At 71.2% G+C, this 17,603-nt stretch carries 17 protein-coding genes; 4 read left to right on the forward strand and 13 right to left on the reverse strand.

Annotated elements, in window-relative coordinates:
• Positions 1–2 precede the first annotated feature (2 nt).
• The 5 genes from OHA84_RS17685 to OHA84_RS17705 all read right to left on the reverse strand — a co-directional run bounded on the left by OHA84_RS17685 (position 3) and on the right by OHA84_RS17705 (position 4,798).
• Positions 3–791 carry an aldose epimerase gene (locus OHA84_RS17685; RefSeq protein WP_053684339.1) on the reverse strand — a complete coding sequence of 263 codons (789 nt, stop codon included), beginning with the start codon at positions 789–791 and terminating at the stop codon, positions 3–5.
• A gap of 77 nt (positions 792–868) precedes the next feature.
• Entirely contained in the window at positions 869–1,774 is a 906-nt protein-coding gene (locus OHA84_RS17690; protein ID WP_266948344.1) for an SRPBCC domain-containing protein, read from the reverse strand.
• Between the two features lie 209 nt (positions 1,775–1,983).
• The gene (locus OHA84_RS17695) at positions 1,984–3,624 is read right to left on the reverse strand and encodes a polyamine aminopropyltransferase (RefSeq protein WP_053684343.1); all 1,641 of its coding nucleotides are present in this window, start codon (positions 3,622–3,624) and stop codon (positions 1,984–1,986) included.
• A gap of 195 nt (positions 3,625–3,819) precedes the next feature.
• A complete protein-coding gene (locus OHA84_RS17700; protein WP_053684345.1) occupies positions 3,820–4,371 on the reverse strand; it encodes a DUF2617 family protein in 552 nt (183 codons plus the stop codon).
• A gap of 298 nt (positions 4,372–4,669) precedes the next feature.
• Positions 4,670–4,798, reverse strand: a complete 129-nt coding sequence (locus OHA84_RS17705; protein WP_266970843.1) for a hypothetical protein — start codon at positions 4,796–4,798, stop codon at positions 4,670–4,672.
• 269 nt (positions 4,799–5,067) lie between these two features.
• Here OHA84_RS17705 and OHA84_RS17710 point away from each other — a divergent pair, with 269 nt between their 5' ends.
• A complete protein-coding gene (locus OHA84_RS17710; RefSeq protein WP_371591406.1) occupies positions 5,068–6,252 on the forward strand; it encodes a pyridoxal phosphate-dependent aminotransferase in 1,185 nt (394 codons plus the stop codon).
• Positions 6,253–6,396: 144 nt separating this feature from the next.
• On the opposite strand, the gene OHA84_RS17715 is transcribed toward OHA84_RS17710, so the two are convergent.
• On the reverse strand, positions 6,397–6,939 hold the full coding sequence (locus tag OHA84_RS17715; protein ID WP_053684367.1) for a YbjN domain-containing protein: 543 nt from the start codon (positions 6,937–6,939) through the stop codon (positions 6,397–6,399).
• Positions 6,940–7,153: 214 nt separating this feature from the next.
• Positions 7,154–9,754, reverse strand: coding sequence for an ATP-dependent chaperone ClpB (gene clpB / locus OHA84_RS17720; protein WP_266970840.1), 2,601 nt, complete (start codon positions 9,752–9,754; stop codon positions 7,154–7,156).
• 113 nt (positions 9,755–9,867) lie between these two features.
• On the opposite strand from clpB, the gene OHA84_RS17725 reads away from it, so the two are divergent.
• A complete protein-coding gene (locus OHA84_RS17725) occupies positions 9,868–10,287 on the forward strand; it encodes a pyridoxamine 5'-phosphate oxidase family protein (protein WP_266970839.1) in 420 nt (139 codons plus the stop codon).
• A gap of 206 nt (positions 10,288–10,493) precedes the next feature.
• On the opposite strand, the gene OHA84_RS17730 is transcribed toward OHA84_RS17725, so the two are convergent.
• Positions 10,494–10,808, reverse strand: a complete 315-nt coding sequence (locus tag OHA84_RS17730) for a (2Fe-2S)-binding protein (RefSeq protein WP_053684354.1) — start codon at positions 10,806–10,808, stop codon at positions 10,494–10,496.
• Positions 10,808–11,158 (reverse strand): hypothetical protein, encoded by a 351-nt coding sequence (locus OHA84_RS17735; protein ID WP_053684356.1) that lies wholly within the window; start codon positions 11,156–11,158, stop codon positions 10,808–10,810. Before OHA84_RS17735 ends, OHA84_RS17730 begins: the two co-directional genes overlap by 1 nt.
• 237 nt (positions 11,159–11,395) lie before the next feature.
• Between OHA84_RS17735 and OHA84_RS17740 the strand changes: the two genes are divergently transcribed.
• Positions 11,396–12,457 carry a helix-turn-helix transcriptional regulator gene (locus OHA84_RS17740; protein WP_266948354.1) on the forward strand — a complete coding sequence of 354 codons (1,062 nt, stop codon included), beginning with the start codon at positions 11,396–11,398 and terminating at the stop codon, positions 12,455–12,457.
• A gap of 86 nt (positions 12,458–12,543) precedes the next feature.
• Here the strand turns inward: OHA84_RS17740 and OHA84_RS17745 are convergent, their stop codons facing one another.
• The 4 genes from OHA84_RS17745 to dnaK are packed head-to-tail and all read right to left on the reverse strand — an operon-like array spanning position 12,544 to position 16,764.
• Positions 12,544–13,005 (reverse strand): heat shock protein transcriptional repressor HspR, encoded by a 462-nt coding sequence (locus OHA84_RS17745; protein WP_053684360.1) that lies wholly within the window; start codon positions 13,003–13,005, stop codon positions 12,544–12,546.
• A gap of 1 nt (position 13,006) precedes the next feature.
• The gene (gene dnaJ, locus OHA84_RS17750) at positions 13,007–14,194 is read right to left on the reverse strand and encodes a molecular chaperone DnaJ (protein WP_266970837.1); all 1,188 of its coding nucleotides are present in this window, start codon (positions 14,192–14,194) and stop codon (positions 13,007–13,009) included.
• A 39-nt stretch (positions 14,195–14,233) separates the two neighbouring features.
• A complete protein-coding gene (grpE, locus tag OHA84_RS17755; protein ID WP_053684364.1) occupies positions 14,234–14,917 on the reverse strand; it encodes a nucleotide exchange factor GrpE in 684 nt (227 codons plus the stop codon).
• Positions 14,917–16,764 carry a molecular chaperone DnaK gene (dnaK, locus tag OHA84_RS17760; RefSeq protein ID WP_053684365.1) on the reverse strand — a complete coding sequence of 616 codons (1,848 nt, stop codon included), beginning with the start codon at positions 16,762–16,764 and terminating at the stop codon, positions 14,917–14,919. The genes grpE and dnaK overlap by 1 nt, the downstream gene beginning before the upstream one ends.
• A 235-nt stretch (positions 16,765–16,999) precedes the next feature.
• Here dnaK and OHA84_RS17765 point away from each other — a divergent pair, with 235 nt between their 5' ends.
• The gene (locus OHA84_RS17765) at positions 17,000–17,599 is read left to right on the forward strand and encodes a sugar transferase (RefSeq protein WP_266970835.1); all 600 of its coding nucleotides are present in this window, start codon (positions 17,000–17,002) and stop codon (positions 17,597–17,599) included.
• Positions 17,600–17,603: the final 4 nt, after the last annotated feature.

The following is a 17,603-nucleotide window of genomic DNA, read 5'->3' on the forward strand; positions in this document are numbered from 1 at the left end:
CGCTACCCGAGCCGCCGCCACGTCCACGTCGTGGAGATCTCCAGCGGGTCCACGGGCGTGACCAGCCGGGGGAGCGTGTTCAGCCCGTTCGGGGGGCCGGACTGCGGCTCGACGCAGACGGCCTCGGCCTGCTCGTCGTAGACGACCACCCACTCGTCCCGGCTGGTGATCCGCAGCTCCAGCGCGTCGGGCCAGGTGAGGGTGACGTCCACGCCGTCCGGCATCCCGAAGCAGTCGTCCCAGGGGCCGGGCTTCGGGTCGACGCGCCGCCCGGTGGGGAGGTGGTCGGCGCCGCGCTCCTCCTGCCAGGCCGCCTCGAAGCCGATCCGGACCTCCGGGCCGTCGGCGGCCAGGGTGCGGTTGAACCACGGGTGCCAGCCGGCCTGGGCCGGGAAGGAGTCCTCGTACGTCTCCACGCCCAGGGTGAGCGTCAACGCGTCCTCGCCCAGTTCGAAGATCTGGGTGACCTTGCCGCTGTGCGGCCACGGGTCGCGGAGGTCGTACGTGAAGGCGGCGCGGGTGGCGTCGGCGCCTCCCGGCCGCCACGCCGCGTCCCGGCCGAAGCCGTGGATGGCGTGCGGCGGTTGGTTCTGCGGCATCTGGTGGACGGCGCCGCCGTCACGGAACCGCCCGTCCCCGATGCGCCCGCACCACGGAACCATCGGGAAGGACCCGTACCGGGGGCCCTGTCGCAGGAGTTCGGTCCCGTCGACGCGCAGACTGCTGATCCGGCAGCCGTTCTCCTGGTCGATCGTCAGCTCGGCGCCGCCGGCGCTCAGTCGCGTACTCATACGGCCGACCCTACGGGTGCCGGAGGTCCCACGTGCCCCGGGGCATACCTCACGTCACACCGCGCCCCGGACGGAAGTCAGCGACGGCGACGCAGCACCCGGCCGACCACCACTGCGGAGGCCACGGCAAGGGCGGCGGCGGGGGCCAACCAGCGCAGGTTGACTCCGGCCGCGCCGGCGGCGGGAGCCGGGACGGGGGCGTAGCGGCCCCGCGGCGGCGCGTGGTCCACCTCCTCGGCGCTCCGGCCGATCATCGTGCGGCGGGCGTGGGCCGCCTCGGCCGGGGGCCGTGCGGGACCACCGACCCCGCCGAACTCGCCTTCCAAGAAGGGATCGAGGGACGGGGGCGGCACGTCGGTGTCGAAGACGGACGCGGTGACCCCGTCGTCCTCGGTCCCTTCGGCGTCCTCGGCATCCTCGGTGTCCTCGGTGTCCGCCTCGAATCCGGCGTCCTCGGCGTCGCCCTCGCGATCCGCTTCCTCCGCGTCGGCCATGCGATCCGAGGCCGCCGCATCGGCGCCGGGAACGGCGTCGGCCACCGGCTCCACGGCGGCGCCGGCCGTGGCGGCGAGCTGCGCGGCGGTGCGGTCCAACAGCCGCTGCACGGCGATGGCGGTGGCCTCGGGGGCGAACCCGGCGGCCCGGCCGTCGACGGTCGCCCCGCCGGTGAACTCCAGTCGGGTCCCGTCCCCCTGGGGGGTGAGTCGCAGCAGGAGGGAGAGCTTGACGGTGCCGCTGCCCCGGGCCTCGGTGCCCTCGCCCTCGACGGCGAACCGGTCGGGGTCCCGTTCGGTGACGGCCAGGGAGCCCCGGTAGGTCACGGTGTGTCCGCCGATCCGCGCCTTCAGCCGGCCCGACAGCGGCCCGGTGTCGGTGTCGGCGTCCTGTTGGAACCCGGGTACGCAACGGGCCGTACGGACGGGATCACGCAGCACGGCCCGGAGGTCGTCTGCGGGTACCGGAACGAACACCTGATGCTCCATGCGGTCGAGCCTACCGACGAGACCCGCCCGCGCGCCCGATCCGGCACCAGGTGCCCGCGCCGGTGGCCCGTTCCCGATCTTGCCGGCGGCCCCCGCGTCCCACGGCCGTGTGCCCGGGGCCGGGCGCGACCGTGCGGGGCCGGCGCGGGCCCGCGCCACGGTGACGGCAGGCCCAAGGGGCTGTCCCGCGATCCCTGGCGGGACAGCCCTCAGGAATACCTCGGGTGCGGGAGGGTGGAGGGCGGCAGCCCGTCCAGGCGGGTGCGCTCGGCGTCCCGGGTCGCGTCCTGGAGGGCGCGGGTGGACAGCGAGCGCAGCCCCGGCGTGTCGCGGTCGACCCGCAGCTCGGGAACGACGGCGCGGGCGGCGAGGACGAAACCCCAGTCCTGCGGTGGGCCGACGCCGCCGCCGGGGGTGCGGTCGGGTCCGGCGGCGAAGCCGGTGAGGCGGCCGCCCGCGCTGTAGGGGGTGGTCCGCAGGCCGGCGGCGCGCAGGGTGCTCTCGACGGTCCAGTAGGTGCGTGGCCGGCCGGCCAGCGGCCCCGCGTGCACGGCGATCCGGCCGCCGGGGCGCAGGGCCCGCGCCGCCAGCCCGTAGAACTCCTGCGAGTACAGCTTCGTGCTGGGGGTGATGCCGGGGTCGGGGAGGTCGGAGACGATCACGTCGAAGCGGTCCCGGCCGCCCCGACCGCGCAGCCAGCGGAACGCGTCCTGGGTGACGACTCCGAGCCGGGGGTCCGCGTACGCCCGCGCGTTGAGCCGCGAGAGCATCGGGTCGGTGCGGGCGAGCCGGACCACTCCCGGGTCGAGTTCGACGACGGTGACGGAGGCGACGTCCGGGTAGCGCAGGACTTCGCGGGCGGCGAGCCCGTCGCCGCCGCCGAGGACGAGGACCCTGGTGTGCGGGCCGGTCATCGCGGGGTGGACGAGTGCCTCGTGGTAGCGGTACTCGTCGTAGCCGCTGACCCGCAGCCGGCCGTCGAGGTACAGGTCGAGGGAGCGCGGGGAGCCGGTGCCCGGCCCGGTGAGCACGAGTTCCTGGACGCCGGTCTGGACGGCGACCCGCACCTCCCCGCCGTAGACGGCACGCCGGGCGACCCGCTCGAAGTCGTCGGCGAGGACGGTCGCGGAGGCGAGGACGGCCACGACGGTCACGTTCGCGCAGATCAGCAGCCAGCGGGAGCGCCGGCTGAGGTCGTGGCGGAACAGCCACAGCACGAGTCCGCCGCCGGCGAGGGTGTTGACGGTGCCGGTGAGCAGGGCGCCGGTGAGTTGGCCGAGCAGCGGCAGCAGCAGGAACGGGAAGGCGAGCCCACCGACCAGGGCGCCCACGTAGTCGGCGGCGAACAGGTCGGCGACGGCGCCGCCCGCGTCCTGTCTGCGGATGCGCTGGATCAGGACCATGAGCAGCGGGATCTCCGCCCCGATGAGCACCCCGATGGCGAAGGAGAACGCGACGAGCGCGGGTCTGGACTCCCCCAGCCAGGCGAAGCTCGCGTACAGGGCCATCGCGGAGAGCCCGCCGATCAGCGCGAGCGCGGCTTCGATGGCGCCGAAGCCGAAGGCGGGCCGACGCCTGAGCCGTTTGGCGAGGAGCGAGCCGACGCCCATGGCGAAGACCATGACGGACAGCACGATCGACGCCTGGGTGACGGAGTCGCCGATCAGGTAGGAGCCGAGGGCGAGCAGCTCCAGTTCGTAGACGAGCCCGCAGGCGGCGCATACGAACACGGTGGCCAGGACGAGGAGCCGGCCGGTCCGGGGCCGTACGGGCAGGGCGGCCGGACGGGTCGCCACGCCCCGTGACTCCGGAGCCGGCAATACCCGGCGCGGGACGGAACGGTCGATCATGAAGCGAACCGTACGTCACCGCCCACTCGCACCCTGTCACCCACATGGGTGCAAGTGGCGTACTGATCCGCCCAGTTGGCGTAACCCGGGCGCAACCACCGGCGCCACGAGGGCCGGTGGGTCGCGGGCCGCGAACGCCCTCGACCGACAGGACCCGCCGAGCCCCGACCGGCCCCGCCCCTCGACGGGAACGGCCTACAGCAGCGCGGCCGTCGCCTCTGGGGTGGTCGCGGTCGGCGACCCGGTCCGCATGCCCACCCGGGTACGCGTGGCCACCAACTGCCCTTCCTGCGGGTACGCGTGCCAGGTCCGCCAGCGGACCTGGCCCTCGTACCGCTGCGCGAGTAGGGCGGTGAACGCGTGCGGGCTTCCCGGGAAGGTCCCGGCGAGCCCGTTCGGGTGATCCGCGACCAGCGCGAGCAGTTCCTGCGCCCTCCCGGCGAACGAGCCGCGCGACAGGGTCTCCACGCGGGCGGCGAACTCGTACTCCCAGTCGCCGACCCGCTTGGCCACGCCGAGCGGCAACGGTGTGCTGCTGCCGGGCATGCAGGCGACGGTCTCCGAACAGAGCACCTCGCCCTCCTCCAGAAGGACCTGGTGGGAGGCCCCGAGCAGGCGCAACTCCACGTTCGCCCCGTCGAGCCGGAGGTTCAGTACGGCCAAGGCGGGCAGCCGCTCCCGACCCAGGGCCCAGGCGAGATCGGCGGCACGCGTGTCGGTATAGGTGGTCTGGAGGGTCGTGAGCATGAGTCGGCTCCGCAAACGCGCGAGGGAGAGGTGGCCGGGGCCCGCCAGCGGTGGTCAACGGGTGGGGGGACACCGGCACGGGTCCACAGGAAGTCCAGGGAGGTCCGAGGACTGGTCTACTCAACCGAGGGAATCATGAAAGGCACGGCACTCACAGCGTTTTTACCCAACTTGACGGGGTTTACATCCCCCCGGGGGCTACACAGTTCACGTGTTCAACAACGTGCCCCCCGTACGCCGTAACAAGCAGCCGAACAAGGAGACGCCCGAGGGAAGTTGTCCCCGCTGGGCGTCTCTTTTACTCGGGTCCGGCTCCGACCGTGTTCGTCAACTGGACCCGCAGCCCCCGCCCCCGCAGGACGAACCGCAGGAAGAGGACGACGAGCCGCAGGAGGACGACGAACCACAGGAGGATCCGGTCGAACACCCACCTGAAGATCCTCCCCCGGCCCAGTGGCTTCCGCCACTTCGGCGGCGGGCCGCGCCGCCCGCCTTGACGGCCGCCCTGACGATCCCCACGACCACGAGCGTGAACACGCCCACTCCGACGAGCACTGCGATCAGCACCATCTTCGGCCCCTCTCTGACACCCCGGTCCCCCGGGGTCCGGGATCCCCGCGTCCCGTGTGCCGGGGAGATTCCCTCAGGCCATCGGCGTCAAAGCACACTTGAGCAACTCCAGAGGTTGCCCGCAGGATGGCCGTCATGAGCGCACCCGCGGCCGGCAGCCGCCCCTTCCTCAACCGCAGCCTGGCGGTCTTCGGCACCACGATCTTCGCGGAGATGTCGGCGCTGGCCGCCCGCACCGGATCGATCAACCTCGGTCAGGGCTTTCCCGACACCGACGGTCCCGCCGAGATCGCCGAGGCGGCCGTGCGCGCGATCCGGGACGGCAAGGGCAACCAGTACCCGCCCGGCCCCGGCGTCCCCGAGCTGCGCACCGCCATCGCCCACCACCAGGAGCGCTTCCACGGACTCGCGTTCGACCCCGACACGGAGGTCCTCGTCACGGCGGGCGCGACGGAGGCCATCGCGGCCTCCCTGCTGGCCCTGCTGGAGCCGGGCGACGAGGTCATCGCCCTGGAGCCGTACTACGACTCCTACGCCGCCTGCATCGCCATGGCGGGGGCCGTCCGCGTACCGCTGACCCTGCGCGCGCCGGACTTCCGTCTCGACGTCGACGCCCTGCGCGCCGCCGTGACCCCGCGCACCCGGTTGCTGCTGCTGAACACCCCGCACAACCCGACCGGCACGGTGCTGACCCCGGCGGAACTGGCGGCCGTCGCGGAACTCGCGATCGAGCGGGACCTGCTCGTCGTCACCGACGAGGTCTACGAGCACCTGGTGTTCGAGGGCACCCACGTACCGCTGGCCTCGCTGCCCGGCATGCGCGAGCGCACGGTGACGATCTCGTCGGCCGGCAAGACGTTCTCGTTCACCGGCTGGAAGGTCGGCTGGGTCACCGCCCCGCCCGCCCTGACGGCGGCGGTCCGCTCCGCGAAGCAGTTCCTGACGTACGTCGCCTCGGGCCCGTTCCAGTACGCCATCGCGGAGGCCCTGGCGCTTCCGGACTCCTACTACGACACGTTCCGCGCGGACCTCGCCGCCAAGCGCGACATCCTCGCGGACGGCCTGACGGCGGCCGGCTTCGAGGTCTACCGGCCCCAGGGCACCTACTTCATCACCACCGACATCACCCCCCTCGGGGAGAAGGACGGGCTCGCCTTCTGCCGCGCCCTGCCCGAACGCTGCGGTGTGGTCGCCATCCCCAACCAGGTCTTCTACGACGACCGGTCCGCCGGCGCCACCCAGGTCCGCTGGGCGTTCTGCAAGCGGGAGGACGTCCTGCGCGACGCCGTCGACCGCCTCGGGCGGCTGTAGGACCCCCGTCGCGGTCCCCCGGTCGCGGGAACGCGAGAGCCCGGGCGCGCATCGGGGGTCGTGGTGACCCCCATGTCGTCCGGGCTCTCGTGCGGCCGCGGGGCGTACCTGCTCCTCGTGGCGCGCGTACCGCTGTGGGGGCGACTAGTTGTTGTCGTCGCCCTTGTCTTCTTCGCCCTCGGCGGAGTCGACGTCCTTCTCGAGGCCGAGCTGCTCGACGAGCCACTTGTCGAACTCGATCGAGGCACGGACCCAGCTGACCGTGGAGGACACGAAGTGCTCCAGGCTGACGCCGGTGCCGATCAGCATCTGCGCCTCACCGATCAGGCGGACCGAGCCGTCGTCGTGCGTGTGGCTGTAGACCTTCGGCCACAGGGTGCGACGGTTCCAGTCGTCGATCGTCTCCAGGAGCTGCGGCTTGTCCTCGATCTCGTGCGGGCGGTCGTAGAAGGTCCGCACCGAGAAGACCTGCTGCTCGTCCTCGCCGCGGAACATGAAGTACGTGCGGAACTCCTCCCACGGCGCCGCGAGGTCACCCTCGTCGTCGACGACGTACTTGAGCTCCATCTGTTCCAGCAGCTGCTTGACCAGATCCTGGTCGGGGACGACGGGGCCCGCCGGTCCTGTGGCCTGCGGATCGGGCTGCTGCCCTCCGAAGTTCGGAATCGAGGCCGGGTCGATGCTCACCGTGTACTTCCCTTCGTGCGGATGAACCACATCCTCCACCATCGGTCCCACCCCGTGTCCAGCCCCGCACGCACGATCCGCTCCGGGCGGACACGAGTAGGACTCAGGTAAGGAGGACGGGGCCCCACACGACCCGGCGCGTGGCCGCTCGTCGCGGGGGCGGCGGGGGCCCGGATCCTTCGGCCCCCACCGCCCAGGGTACGACCGACAGGGCCTAGAGGACCTTGCCGACCAGCAGGTCTTCCCCGGCCACGGCCACCCGTACGGTGTCGCCGTCCCTGACCTCGCCGGACAGGATCTCCTTCGCGAGGCGGTCCCCGATGGCCGTCTGGATCAGCCGGCGCAGGGGTCGGGCGCCGTACGCCGGGTCGTTGCCCTTGTCCGCCAGCCAGGCCAGCGCCTCGGGGGTGATGTCCAGGGTGAGGCGGCGGGCGGCGAGCCGCTTGGCGAGGCGGTCGATCTGGAGCCGCGCGATGTGGGCGAGCTCGTCCCTGCTCAGGGCGGAGAAGACCACCAGGTCGTCGAGGCGGTTGAGGAACTCCGGCTTGAAGGAGGCCCGGACCACGTCCAGGACCCGTGCCTTCTTGTCCTCCTCGGAGGTCGCCGGGTCGACCAGGAACTGGCTGCCCAGGTTCGAGGTCAGGATCAGGATCGCGTTCCGGAAGTCGACGGTGCGGCCCTGGCCGTCGGTGAGGCGGCCGTCGTCGAGCACCTGGAGCAGGACGTCGAAGACCTCGGGGTGCGCCTTCTCCACCTCGTCGAGCAGGACGACGCTGTACGGGCGGCGCCGGACGGCCTCGGTGAGCTGGCCGCCCTCCTCGTACCCGACGTAGCCGGGAGGGGCGCCGACCAGGCGGGCCACGCTGTGCTTCTCGCCGTACTCCGACATGTCGATGCGGACCATGGCCCGCTCGTCGTCGAAGAGGAAGTCCGCGAGGGCCTTGGCCAGCTCCGTCTTGCCGACGCCCGTGGGGCCCAGGAAGAGGAACGAGCCGGTCGGGCGGTCCGGGTCGGCGATGCCGGCGCGGGTGCGGCGCACCGCGTCGGAGACGGCCCGCACGGCCTCGGACTGGCCGATCAGGCGGCGGCCCAGCTCCTCCTCCATGCGCAGGAGCTTCTGGGTCTCGCCCTCCAGGAGCCGGCCGGCGGGGATGCCGGTCCAGGCGCCCACCACGTCCGCGATGTCGTCGGGGCCGACCTCGTCCTTGACCATGCTGTCCTTGGAGGTCCCGGCCTTGGTGGCCTCTTCCTCCTCCTCGGTGGCCTCCGCCAGCTCGCGCTCCAGCGTCGGGATCTCCCCGTAGAGCAGCTGGGAGGCGGTGTCGAAGTCGCCGTCGCGCTGGGCGCGCTCGGCCTGCCCGCGCAGGTCGTCGAGGCGTTCCTTGAGTTCGCCGACGCGGTTGAGGGACTGCTTCTCCTTCTCCCAGCGGGCGGTGAGGCCCCGCAGGTCCTCCTCCTTGTCGGCGAGGTCCTTGCGGATCTTCTCCAGCCGTTCGAGCGAGGCCGGGTCGGACTCGTTCTTCAGCGCCAGTTCCTCCATGCGCAGCCGGTCCACGGAGCGCTGGAGCTCGTCGATCTCCAGCGGGGAGGAGTCGATCTCCATGCGGAGCCGGGACGCGGCCTCGTCGACGAGGTCGATGGCCTTGTCGGGCAGGAAGCGGGAGGTGATGTACCGGTCGGAGAGGGTGGCCGCGGCGACCAGGGCGCTGTCGTTGATGACCACCTTGTGGTGGGCCTCGTAGCGGCCCTTGAGCCCGCGCAGGATCGCGATGGTGTCCTCGACGGTCGGCTCCGCCACCAGCACCTGCTGGAAGCGGCGCTCCAGCGCCGGGTCCTTCTCGATCCGCTCGCGGTACTCGTCGAGCGTCGTGGCACCGACCATGCGCAGCTCGCCGCGGGCCAGCATGGGCTTGAGCATGTTGCCCGCGTCCATGGCGGAGTCCCCGCCGGCGCCCGCGCCGACGACGGTGTGCAGCTCGTCGATGAAGGTGATGATCTGGCCGTCGCTGGACTTGATCTCCGCGAGGACCGTCTTCAGTCGCTCCTCGAACTCGCCGCGGTACTTGGCGCCCGCGACCATGGCGCCGAGGTCGAGGGAGACCAGCCGCTTGTTCTTCAGCGATTCGGGGACGTCGCCCTTGACGATGCGCTGGGCGAGGCCCTCGACGACGGCGGTCTTGCCGACGCCGGGCTCGCCGATGAGGACCGGGTTGTTCTTGGTGCGGCGCGACAGGACCTGCACGACCCGCCGGATCTCCTGGTCGCGGCCGATCACCGGGTCGAGCTTGCCCTCGCGGGCCGCCGCGGTGAAATCGGTGCCGAACTTCTCCAGGGCCTTGTACTGACCCTCGGGGTCGGGGCTGGTCACCCGGCGTCCTCCTCGTGCTTCCTCGAATGCGGCCAGCAGCTTCTTCGCCGTCGCGCCCTGGGTGGAAAGGAGCTCGCCGGCCGCGCCGCCCTTGGCGGCGAGGGCGATGAGCAGGTGTTCGGTGGAAAGGTAGTCGTCTCCGAGCTTCCCGGCCGTCTCGTCGGCGTCGGCGAGCACGGCGAGCAGCTCGCGGGTGGGCTGCGGGGGCGCGACGGTGGAACCCGTCACGCTGGGCAGGGCGGCGAGCAGGCGTTCCGCGCCGGCGCGGACCTCTACCTGGTCGGCGTCGGTCGCGGCGAGCAGGTCGGTGACGTTCTCGTTGTCCTCGCTGGCGAGCAGGGCCAGCAGCAGGTGCGCGGGGGTCAGGTCCGGGTGGCCGTCCTTGACGGCCCTGCGGGTGGCGGCGTTCAGCGCGTCCCGGCTCTTGTTGGTCAGCTCGGCTTCCACTGCGGCTTCTCCTCTCCGTCGCGATACAGGGGCATGACACATATAGCGTGCACAAAGTTGAGTCTATTCCACTCAAGGCGGTGTGTGGTGCGGCATCTCGTACTCTTCGGGCCATGCCTGGTTCGAAGACACCCCAAGACGTACTCAACCCGACGCCGGAGTACCTCGCCTTCTGGCAGGAGCGGCACGTCTGCACCCTGACCACCCCGCGGCCCGACGGCAGCCCGCACGTGGTGCCGGTCGGCGTGACGTACGACCCCGAGGCGGGGCTGGCGCGGGTGATCAGCAACCGGCACAGCAAGAAGATCCGCAACGTCCTGGCGGCGCCGGACGCGACGGCGCGGGTCGCGGTCTGCCAGATGGAGGGCCGGCGCTGGGCCACGCTGGAGGGCCGCGCGGTGATCCGCACGGACGAGGCCTCGGTGGCGGACGCGGTGGCGCGCTACGCGGAGCGCTACGGGCGGACGCCCTCGCCGAACCCGGACCGGGTGGTCATGGAGATCACCCTGGACCGCGCGATGGGACGCGGCTGACCCGGGGGCAGACCCCGGCGCGGGCGCCCCGGGCGCAGGCGTGGGCGCGGGGGCTGACGTGGGGACGGACGCGAAACTGACCGATGTGTTTGTCCGGTTCAACCACTGGACGCGGACAGCACAACGGCGCCATCGTGGTCAGGTCCACGATGGCGCCGTTGTGTGGGGGTAGTGCCTGAGCGATCTGCAACGACGGGGGAATCGCTTCAGGCACTTCGGGGGGTGGCGGCGGTGATGTCGGGTTCGAAGAGTTGGTGGTCCCGCTGGTCGAGATTGACGAAAACCATGCCGTACCGCACTTCGCAGCGGACGGGCTGCGGTGCGCCCCGGGGGCGGCGCAGACAGCGGTAGGCACGGACGTCTTCGTCCTCCTCGCGCGCGACGACGATCGGCTGGCCGAACAGGGTGACCATCAACGAGTCACCGGCGTGGGGGATCGCGGTGGCAAGGTCGATGAACTGCCACCCGGACCGGTACGCCGAAGCCATCTCGCGTCGGAAGTCTCGGTCGTCGGGGGTCATCAGACGGCCATCACAGGCAGAGCGGTCCAGCCGGAGTCCGACGCGCCGGAGGGCGCGCTGGTCCAGCCGCTGTCCGACAGGCGCGAGGGCGCGCTGGTCCAGCCGGAGTCACCCACCTGGATCCTGGTCCACCCGCTGTCCGCCTTGCCGGACGGGCCGTTGGTCCAGCCCGAGTCGACGGCCGGCAGCACGGTCCAGCCAGAGTCCGCCTTGCGGGTCGGGCCGTTGGTCCAGCCGGAGTCACCGGCCGGCAGCACGGTCGGTCCCGCGTCCGCCTTGCCGGACGGACCATGGGTCCAGCCGGAGTCACCGGCCGGCAGCACGGTCCATCCGCTGTCCGACTTGCCCACCGGCGCGCCGGTCCAGCCACTGTCGCCGGTCAGAGCGGTGCCCCCCGCGTCACTTTCGACGGCACCGACTACCCCAAAGACCGCAACAGCGGAGAAACCAACGGCAAGCGCCGAGCGAAGCATTCTCTTATACATGGTCGGCTTCGTCCTCACTTGATGGAATCCTCTCCCCCGCCACACAGACGATGGCTCATTCAGGCACGTCAATGCCACAGGGACGATGCATCATGTTCTTGCATGTTCAGGACCCTGGGGGGTGGAGATTTGCCCAAAAGTGCGACAAACCCGACTCATCCCCACTCCGTCACGTCCCTGTGCCCTGAGGGAACGCGGCTGTACACGGCTGCGCTCAGCGCCGGCCGGATCGCTCGGAGCGAGGTTCAGCAGGCCCCCTGCCTGCTTGAATTCGCCCTGGTGCAGCCTGACCCGGATGACGCGAACCAGCTCCGCCCGGTTCCCCCGTCCGTCGCGCTGGCGCAACGGCTGCATCCGATTGAACGCGAGATCCAGGACAGACGACGTACGGCTGTAGATCTCACCGATGCTTTTGAGCCGTTTCTGACCATCAGTGCGCAGAACCCGGCGAACACCCACGCCATCACGGTCCTGGAGGGTTTCGAGCGGATCAACGCCGCGTTGGACCTGGCGACGGCCGAGTGCCACACGGAGATGCTGACCATCCAGCCGGGCGGTGCGCGGCCCTCCCTGGCCCTCACACAGGCCCTGGAGCGGGACGCCCCGCTGATCGACCGGGGCATCAGCATCAGGACGCTGTACCAGCACACGGCGCGGCACAGCCAGGGCACGCTGGCGTACGTGGACCGGATCTCCGCGGGGAAGGTGGAGATCCGCACTCTGGAGGAGCTCATCGAGCGACTCATCGTCTTCGACCGCACGGTGGCGTTCATCCCGGTCAGCGACGACCGGAGGGTGGCTCTGGAGCTGCGGCACCCGGGGCTCGTCGACTACCTCATCAAGGTGTTCGAGCAGCTCTGGCGGCGTGCCGTGCCCCTGAGCGAGGAGGTCACCTACACGCACATGCACGACGGCATCACCGGCGTGCAGCGGTCCATCGCGCAGCTCCTGGTCGAGGGGCACGTGGACGAGGCCATCGCCCGCCGGCTGGGAATGAACGTACGAACCTGCCGTGCGCACATCGCCCGGCTGGCCACGGCCCTGGGCAGCGGCAGCCGGGCACAGCTCGGTTTCCTGATCGCCCAGTCCGGCATCCTGCACAGCTCGGCCCCGCACCTCCCGCAGGACGAGGCCGACCACGGCGGCCACGCCAACCACCTGTAGCGACGCGGAAGGCCCCGCCCGGGTGATCCGGGCGGGGCCTTCGCGCGCCGAACGGCGGTGTCGCGTGCCGGTGTCGGGCGGCGGTGTCAGTCCATCGGGCGCTTGGGGCGCCAGACGACCAGGGCGCTGCCCGGCTGCGGCGGCTGGTACGGGACCAGGTCGCGGCGGTACGAGGCGTGCACCTGGGCCTCGCGGGCCTGGAGCGCGGCGGCCGCGCCGTCCACGGCCGTGGACAGTTCGGCCACGCGCTGTTGGAGGGCGGCGACCTGGTTCTCCAGTTCGATGATCCGCTTGATGCCGGCCAGGTTGATGCCCTCGTCCTGGGACAGCGCCTGCACCGTGCGGAGCAGCTCGATGTCCCTGGCCGAATATCGACGTCCGCGGCCGGCCGTCCGGTCCGGGGAGACCAGACCGAGACGGTCGTACTGACGCAGGGTCTGCGGATGCAGTCCCGAGAGCTGGGCGGCCACCGAAATCACATAGACCGGGGTCTCATCAGTGAGCTGATAAGCCCCGCCCAACCGGGACTGTCTGCGGCGGCCGTCCATGTCATGCTCCCTTCGCGGACTCGAACAGCGCGGCGCGCGGGTCCTGCGACTCCGTCGCGTCGCGGAACATCTCCAGGGCTTCACGGGCCTTGTCGGACAGCTCCGAGGGAACCTCGACCTCCACCGTCACGAGCAGGTCGCCGCGGGTGCCGTCCTTGCGGACCGCGCCCTTGCCGCGGGCCCGCATCGTACGCCCGTTCGGGGTGCCCGGGGGAAGCTTCAGGGTCACCGGGGGGCCGCCCAGTGTCGGCACCTTGATGTCGGCGCCCAGGGCGGCCTCGGCGAACGTCACCGGGACGGTCACCGTGAGGTTGTCGTCCCGCCGGCCGAACACCGGGTGCCCGTCGACGTGGACGACGACGTACAGGTCGCCGCCCGGGCCGCCGCGCTCGCCCGGGGCCCCCTTGCCGCGCAGTCGGATCCGCTGGCCGTCGGAGACGCCCGCCGGGATCCGGACCTGCATGGTCCGGGAACTGCGGGCCCGTCCGCTGCCCTTGCAGATGTCACAGGGGGTCTCGGCGATCAGGCCGCGCCCCTTGCAGTCGGCGCAGGGGTCGGTCAGGGAGAAGCCGCCACCGCTGCCCCGCGAGACCTGGCCGGTGCCGACGCAGGTCGGGCACACCCGGGGGGTGCCGTTCTTGTCACCGGTACCGGAGCAGGCCTTGCAGGGCGACTGCGAGGACATCCGGAGCGGGACGGTCGCGCCGTCCACGGCCTCCGTGAACGACAGCGTGACCTCGGACTCGATGTCCTGGCCGCGGCGCGGCTGGGTACGGGGTCCCGTACCCGGGCCGGCGCCACCGCGGTTGAACAGGCCGCCGAAGACGTCGCCCAGGCCGCCGCCGAAGCCGCCCGCCGCGCCGCCGCCCTGCGGCTGACCTCCGAAGAGGTCGCCGAGGTCGAAGTTGAACGAGCCGCCGCCCCCGCCCGGACCGGGGCGGAAGCCCCCGTTGCCGAACAGGGCGCGGGCCTCGTCGTACTCCTTGCGCTTCTTGGCGTCACCGAGGATGTCGTTCGCCTCGGAGATCTCCTTGAAGCGCTCCTCGGCCGAGGCGTCGCCCTTGTTGGCGTCCGGGTGGAACTCGCGGGCGAGCTTCCGGTACGCCTTCTTGATCTCGGCCTCGGTGGCGTCCTTCGGGACACCGAGGACCTTGTAGTAGTCCTTCTCGACGAAGTCCTTCGTGCTCATCCCCGGTGGCCCTCCTCTCGTGCGGCTACATGGTGGACGTCAGCCCTTGTCGGGGGCATCCGCGTCCTTGTCAGACGGCGTGTCGCCGTCCGCGGACTCGGACTTGGCGGCCGGGGCCGCCCCGGGCTGGGGCTCGGCCACCGCGACCCGCGCGGGGCGGATCGTGCGCTCGCCGATCCGGTAACCCGGCTGCAGGATCGCCACGCAGGTGTCCTCTGTGACATCCGGCGCGTACGAGTGCATCAGGGCCTCGTGGATCGTCGGGTCGAAGGGCTCGCCCTCCTTGCCGAACTGCTGCAGCCCCATCTTGGCGGCGGCGGTCTCCAGCGATTCGGCCACCGACTTGAAGCCGCCGACCAGTTCGCCATGCTCCCGTGCCCGGCCGATGTCGTCCAGGGTCGGGAGGAGTTCCGTCAGGAGGGACGCGACCGCGATCTCCTTGACGGCGATCCGGTCCCGCTCCACCCGGCGGCGGTAGTTCTGGTACTCGGCCTGGAGCCGCTGGAGGTCCGCGGTGCGCTCACCGAGCGCGGTGCGGGCCTGGTCCAGCTGCGCCAGGAGGGCCGTTTCCTGGCCGACGGCCTGAGTGTCCGAGTCCCCGGCCGGGGCCGCCTTCTCCTCCGGGGAGGAGTCGGCGGCCTTCGGCTCGGCGGCGGCGTCGTCCGCCTCGGCGCCGGTGGGGACTTCAGGCTTCTCGTCGAAACCCGGGGTCTCCTCCGACATCAGGCAGCGCCACCCTTCGGCTTCTCGTCGTCCACGATCTCGGCGTCGACGACGTCGTCGTCGGCCTTGGACTGGTCGGCGTCACCGGTCGGCGCGCCACCGGCCTGGGCGGCCTGCGCGTCGGCGTAGATGGCCTGGCCGAGCTTCTGGCTGACCGCGGCGAGCTTCTCGGTCGCGGTGCGGATCTCCGCGGCGTCCTCGCCCTTGAGCTTTTCCTTCAGCTCGGTGACGGAGGCCTCGACCTCGGCCTTGACGTCGGCCGGGACCTTGTCCTCGTTGTCCTTGACGAACTTCTCCGTCTGGTAGACGAGCTGCTCGCCCTGGTTGCGGGACTCGGCCGCCTCCTTGCGACGCAGGTCCTCGTCCGCGTACTGCTCCGCCTCCTGGCGCATGCGGTCGACCTCGTCCTTGCCGAGCGAGGAGCCGCCGGTGACGGTCATCTTCTGCTCCTTGCCCGTGCCAAGGTCCTTGGCCGTGACGTGCATGATGCCGTTCGCGTCGATGTCGAAGGAGACCTCGATCTGCGGGACGCCACGCGGGGCCGGCGGCAGGCCGGTCAGCTCGAACATGCCGAGCTTCTTGTTGTACGCCGCGATCTCGCGCTCGCCCTGGTAGACCTGGATCTGCACGGACGGCTGGTTGTCCTCGGCCGTCGTGAAGATCTCGGACCGCTTGGTCGGGATCGTGGTGTTGCGCTCGATGAGCTTGGTCATGATGCCGCCCTTGGTTTCGATACCGAGGGACAGCGGGGTCACGTCGAGGAGCAGGACGTCCTTGACCTCACCCTTGAGCACGCCCGCCTGGAGGGTCGCGCCGATGGCGACGACCTCGTCCGGGTTGACGCCCTTGTTGGCGTCCTGACCGCCGGTGAGCTCCTTGACGAGCTCGGCGACGGCCGGCATGCGGGTGGAGCCGCCGACCAGGACCACGTGGTCGATCTCGGACAGGTTGATGCCCGCGTCCTTGATGACGTTGTGGAACGGGGTCTTGCAGCGGTCCAGCAGGTCCGCGGTCAGCTGCTGGAACTGCGAGCGCGTGAGCTTCTCGTCCAGGTGCAGCGGGCCCTCGGCGGACGCCGTGATGTACGGCAGGTTGATCGTGGTCTCCGTGGAGGAGGACAGCTCGATCTTCGCCTTCTCGGCGGCCTCGCGCAGACGCTGGAGCGCCATCTTGTCCTTGGACAGGTCGACGCCGTGGCCGTTCTGGAACTGCTTCACCAGGTAGTCGACGACGCGCTGGTCCCAGTCGTCGCCACCGAGGTGGTTGTCACCGTTGGTGGCCTTGACCTCGACGACGCCGTCGCCGATCTCGAGGAGCGACACGTCGAAGGTGCCGCCACCGAGGTCGAAGACGAGAATGGTCTGGTCGTCCTTGTCGAGACCGTAGGCCAAGGCGGCGGCCGTCGGCTCGTTGACGATGCGCAGGACGTTCAGACCCGCGATCTCGCCGGCTTCCTTCGTCGCCTGACGCTCGGAGTCGTTGAAGTAGGCCGGGACGGTGATGACCGCGTCCGTGACCTTCTCGCCCAGGTACGCCTCGGCGTCGCGCTTCAGCTTCTGCAGGATGAAGGCGCTCATCTGCTGCGGGTTGAAGTCCTTGCCATCCAGGTTGATCTTCCAGTCAGTGCCCATGTGGCGCTTGACGGAACGGATGGTCCGGTCCACGTTCGTGACCGCCTGGCGCTTGGCCACCTCTCCGACGAGGACCTCGCCGTTCTTGGCGAAGGCGACGACGGACGGCGTGGTCCTGGCGCCCTCGGCGTTGGTGATGACGGTGGGCTCGCCGCCTTCCAGAACGCTGACGACGGAGTTAGTGGTGCCCAGGTCGATGCCGACCGCACGTGCCATTTCGATTCCTCCAGCTGACTTGAGTGGAACAGACTCAACCATGCACCATCGTCCGCGCCGACGTCAACAGAGCTGAGTCGAGGGCGCTCAACTTTTATCCCGCCCTTACGCTCACCAGGGTCGCGACACGCCGCCGACACCCGCCCCGTCCGCCACACAGCCGAGCGGGCGACCCTCCGGCCGCCACCCCGCGCGGCATCCGGGGGCCGCCGAACGTGTGGGGCACCGTGCCCCCATGCGCCCGCAACCACCCTCGCCGCGCCCACCCCGGACGTTCCGCCTGCCCACCCCGCCGAAGCCGAACCCGGCCGACCCGCCGAGGCCCCGCGGGCCCGCCCTCCCCCGCCCCGACCTGTCCGCCAAGCGGGTGGTCGACCTCGTCGGCGCGGCGATCCTGCTCGGGGTGTTCGCCCTGCCGCTGCTCGCCGCCGCGGGGCTGCTGTACGCGGGCCGGCGCGGGGTCCTCGTACGGGAACCCGCGCTCGGGCGGGGCGGGCGGGAGTTCCGGACCTGGCGACTGCGGACGCGGGACACCGGCCGGCCGGGCGCGATGGCGGAGCGGTGCGGCCTGGACGCGCTGCCGCAGCTGCTGAACGTGCTGCGGGGCGAGATGTCGCTGGTCGGACCGCGCCCCGAGGCGGGCACCGACCGGCCCGAACGACTCTTCGTACGCCCCGGAATGACCGGATTGTGGCAAGTCAGCGAGCGCTCCGACCTCCCCTGGGAGGAGATGGCCCTCTTGGACCGGCACTATGTGGAGAGCCATTGGCTGGGGATGGATCTCGCGATCCTCGCGCAGACGCCTCGGGCCGCCTGTCTACAGAGGCATGCCTGAGCGA

The organism is Streptomyces sp. NBC_00513 (assembly GCF_041431415.1).
GTDB lineage: Bacteria > Actinomycetota > Actinomycetes > Streptomycetales > Streptomycetaceae > Streptomyces.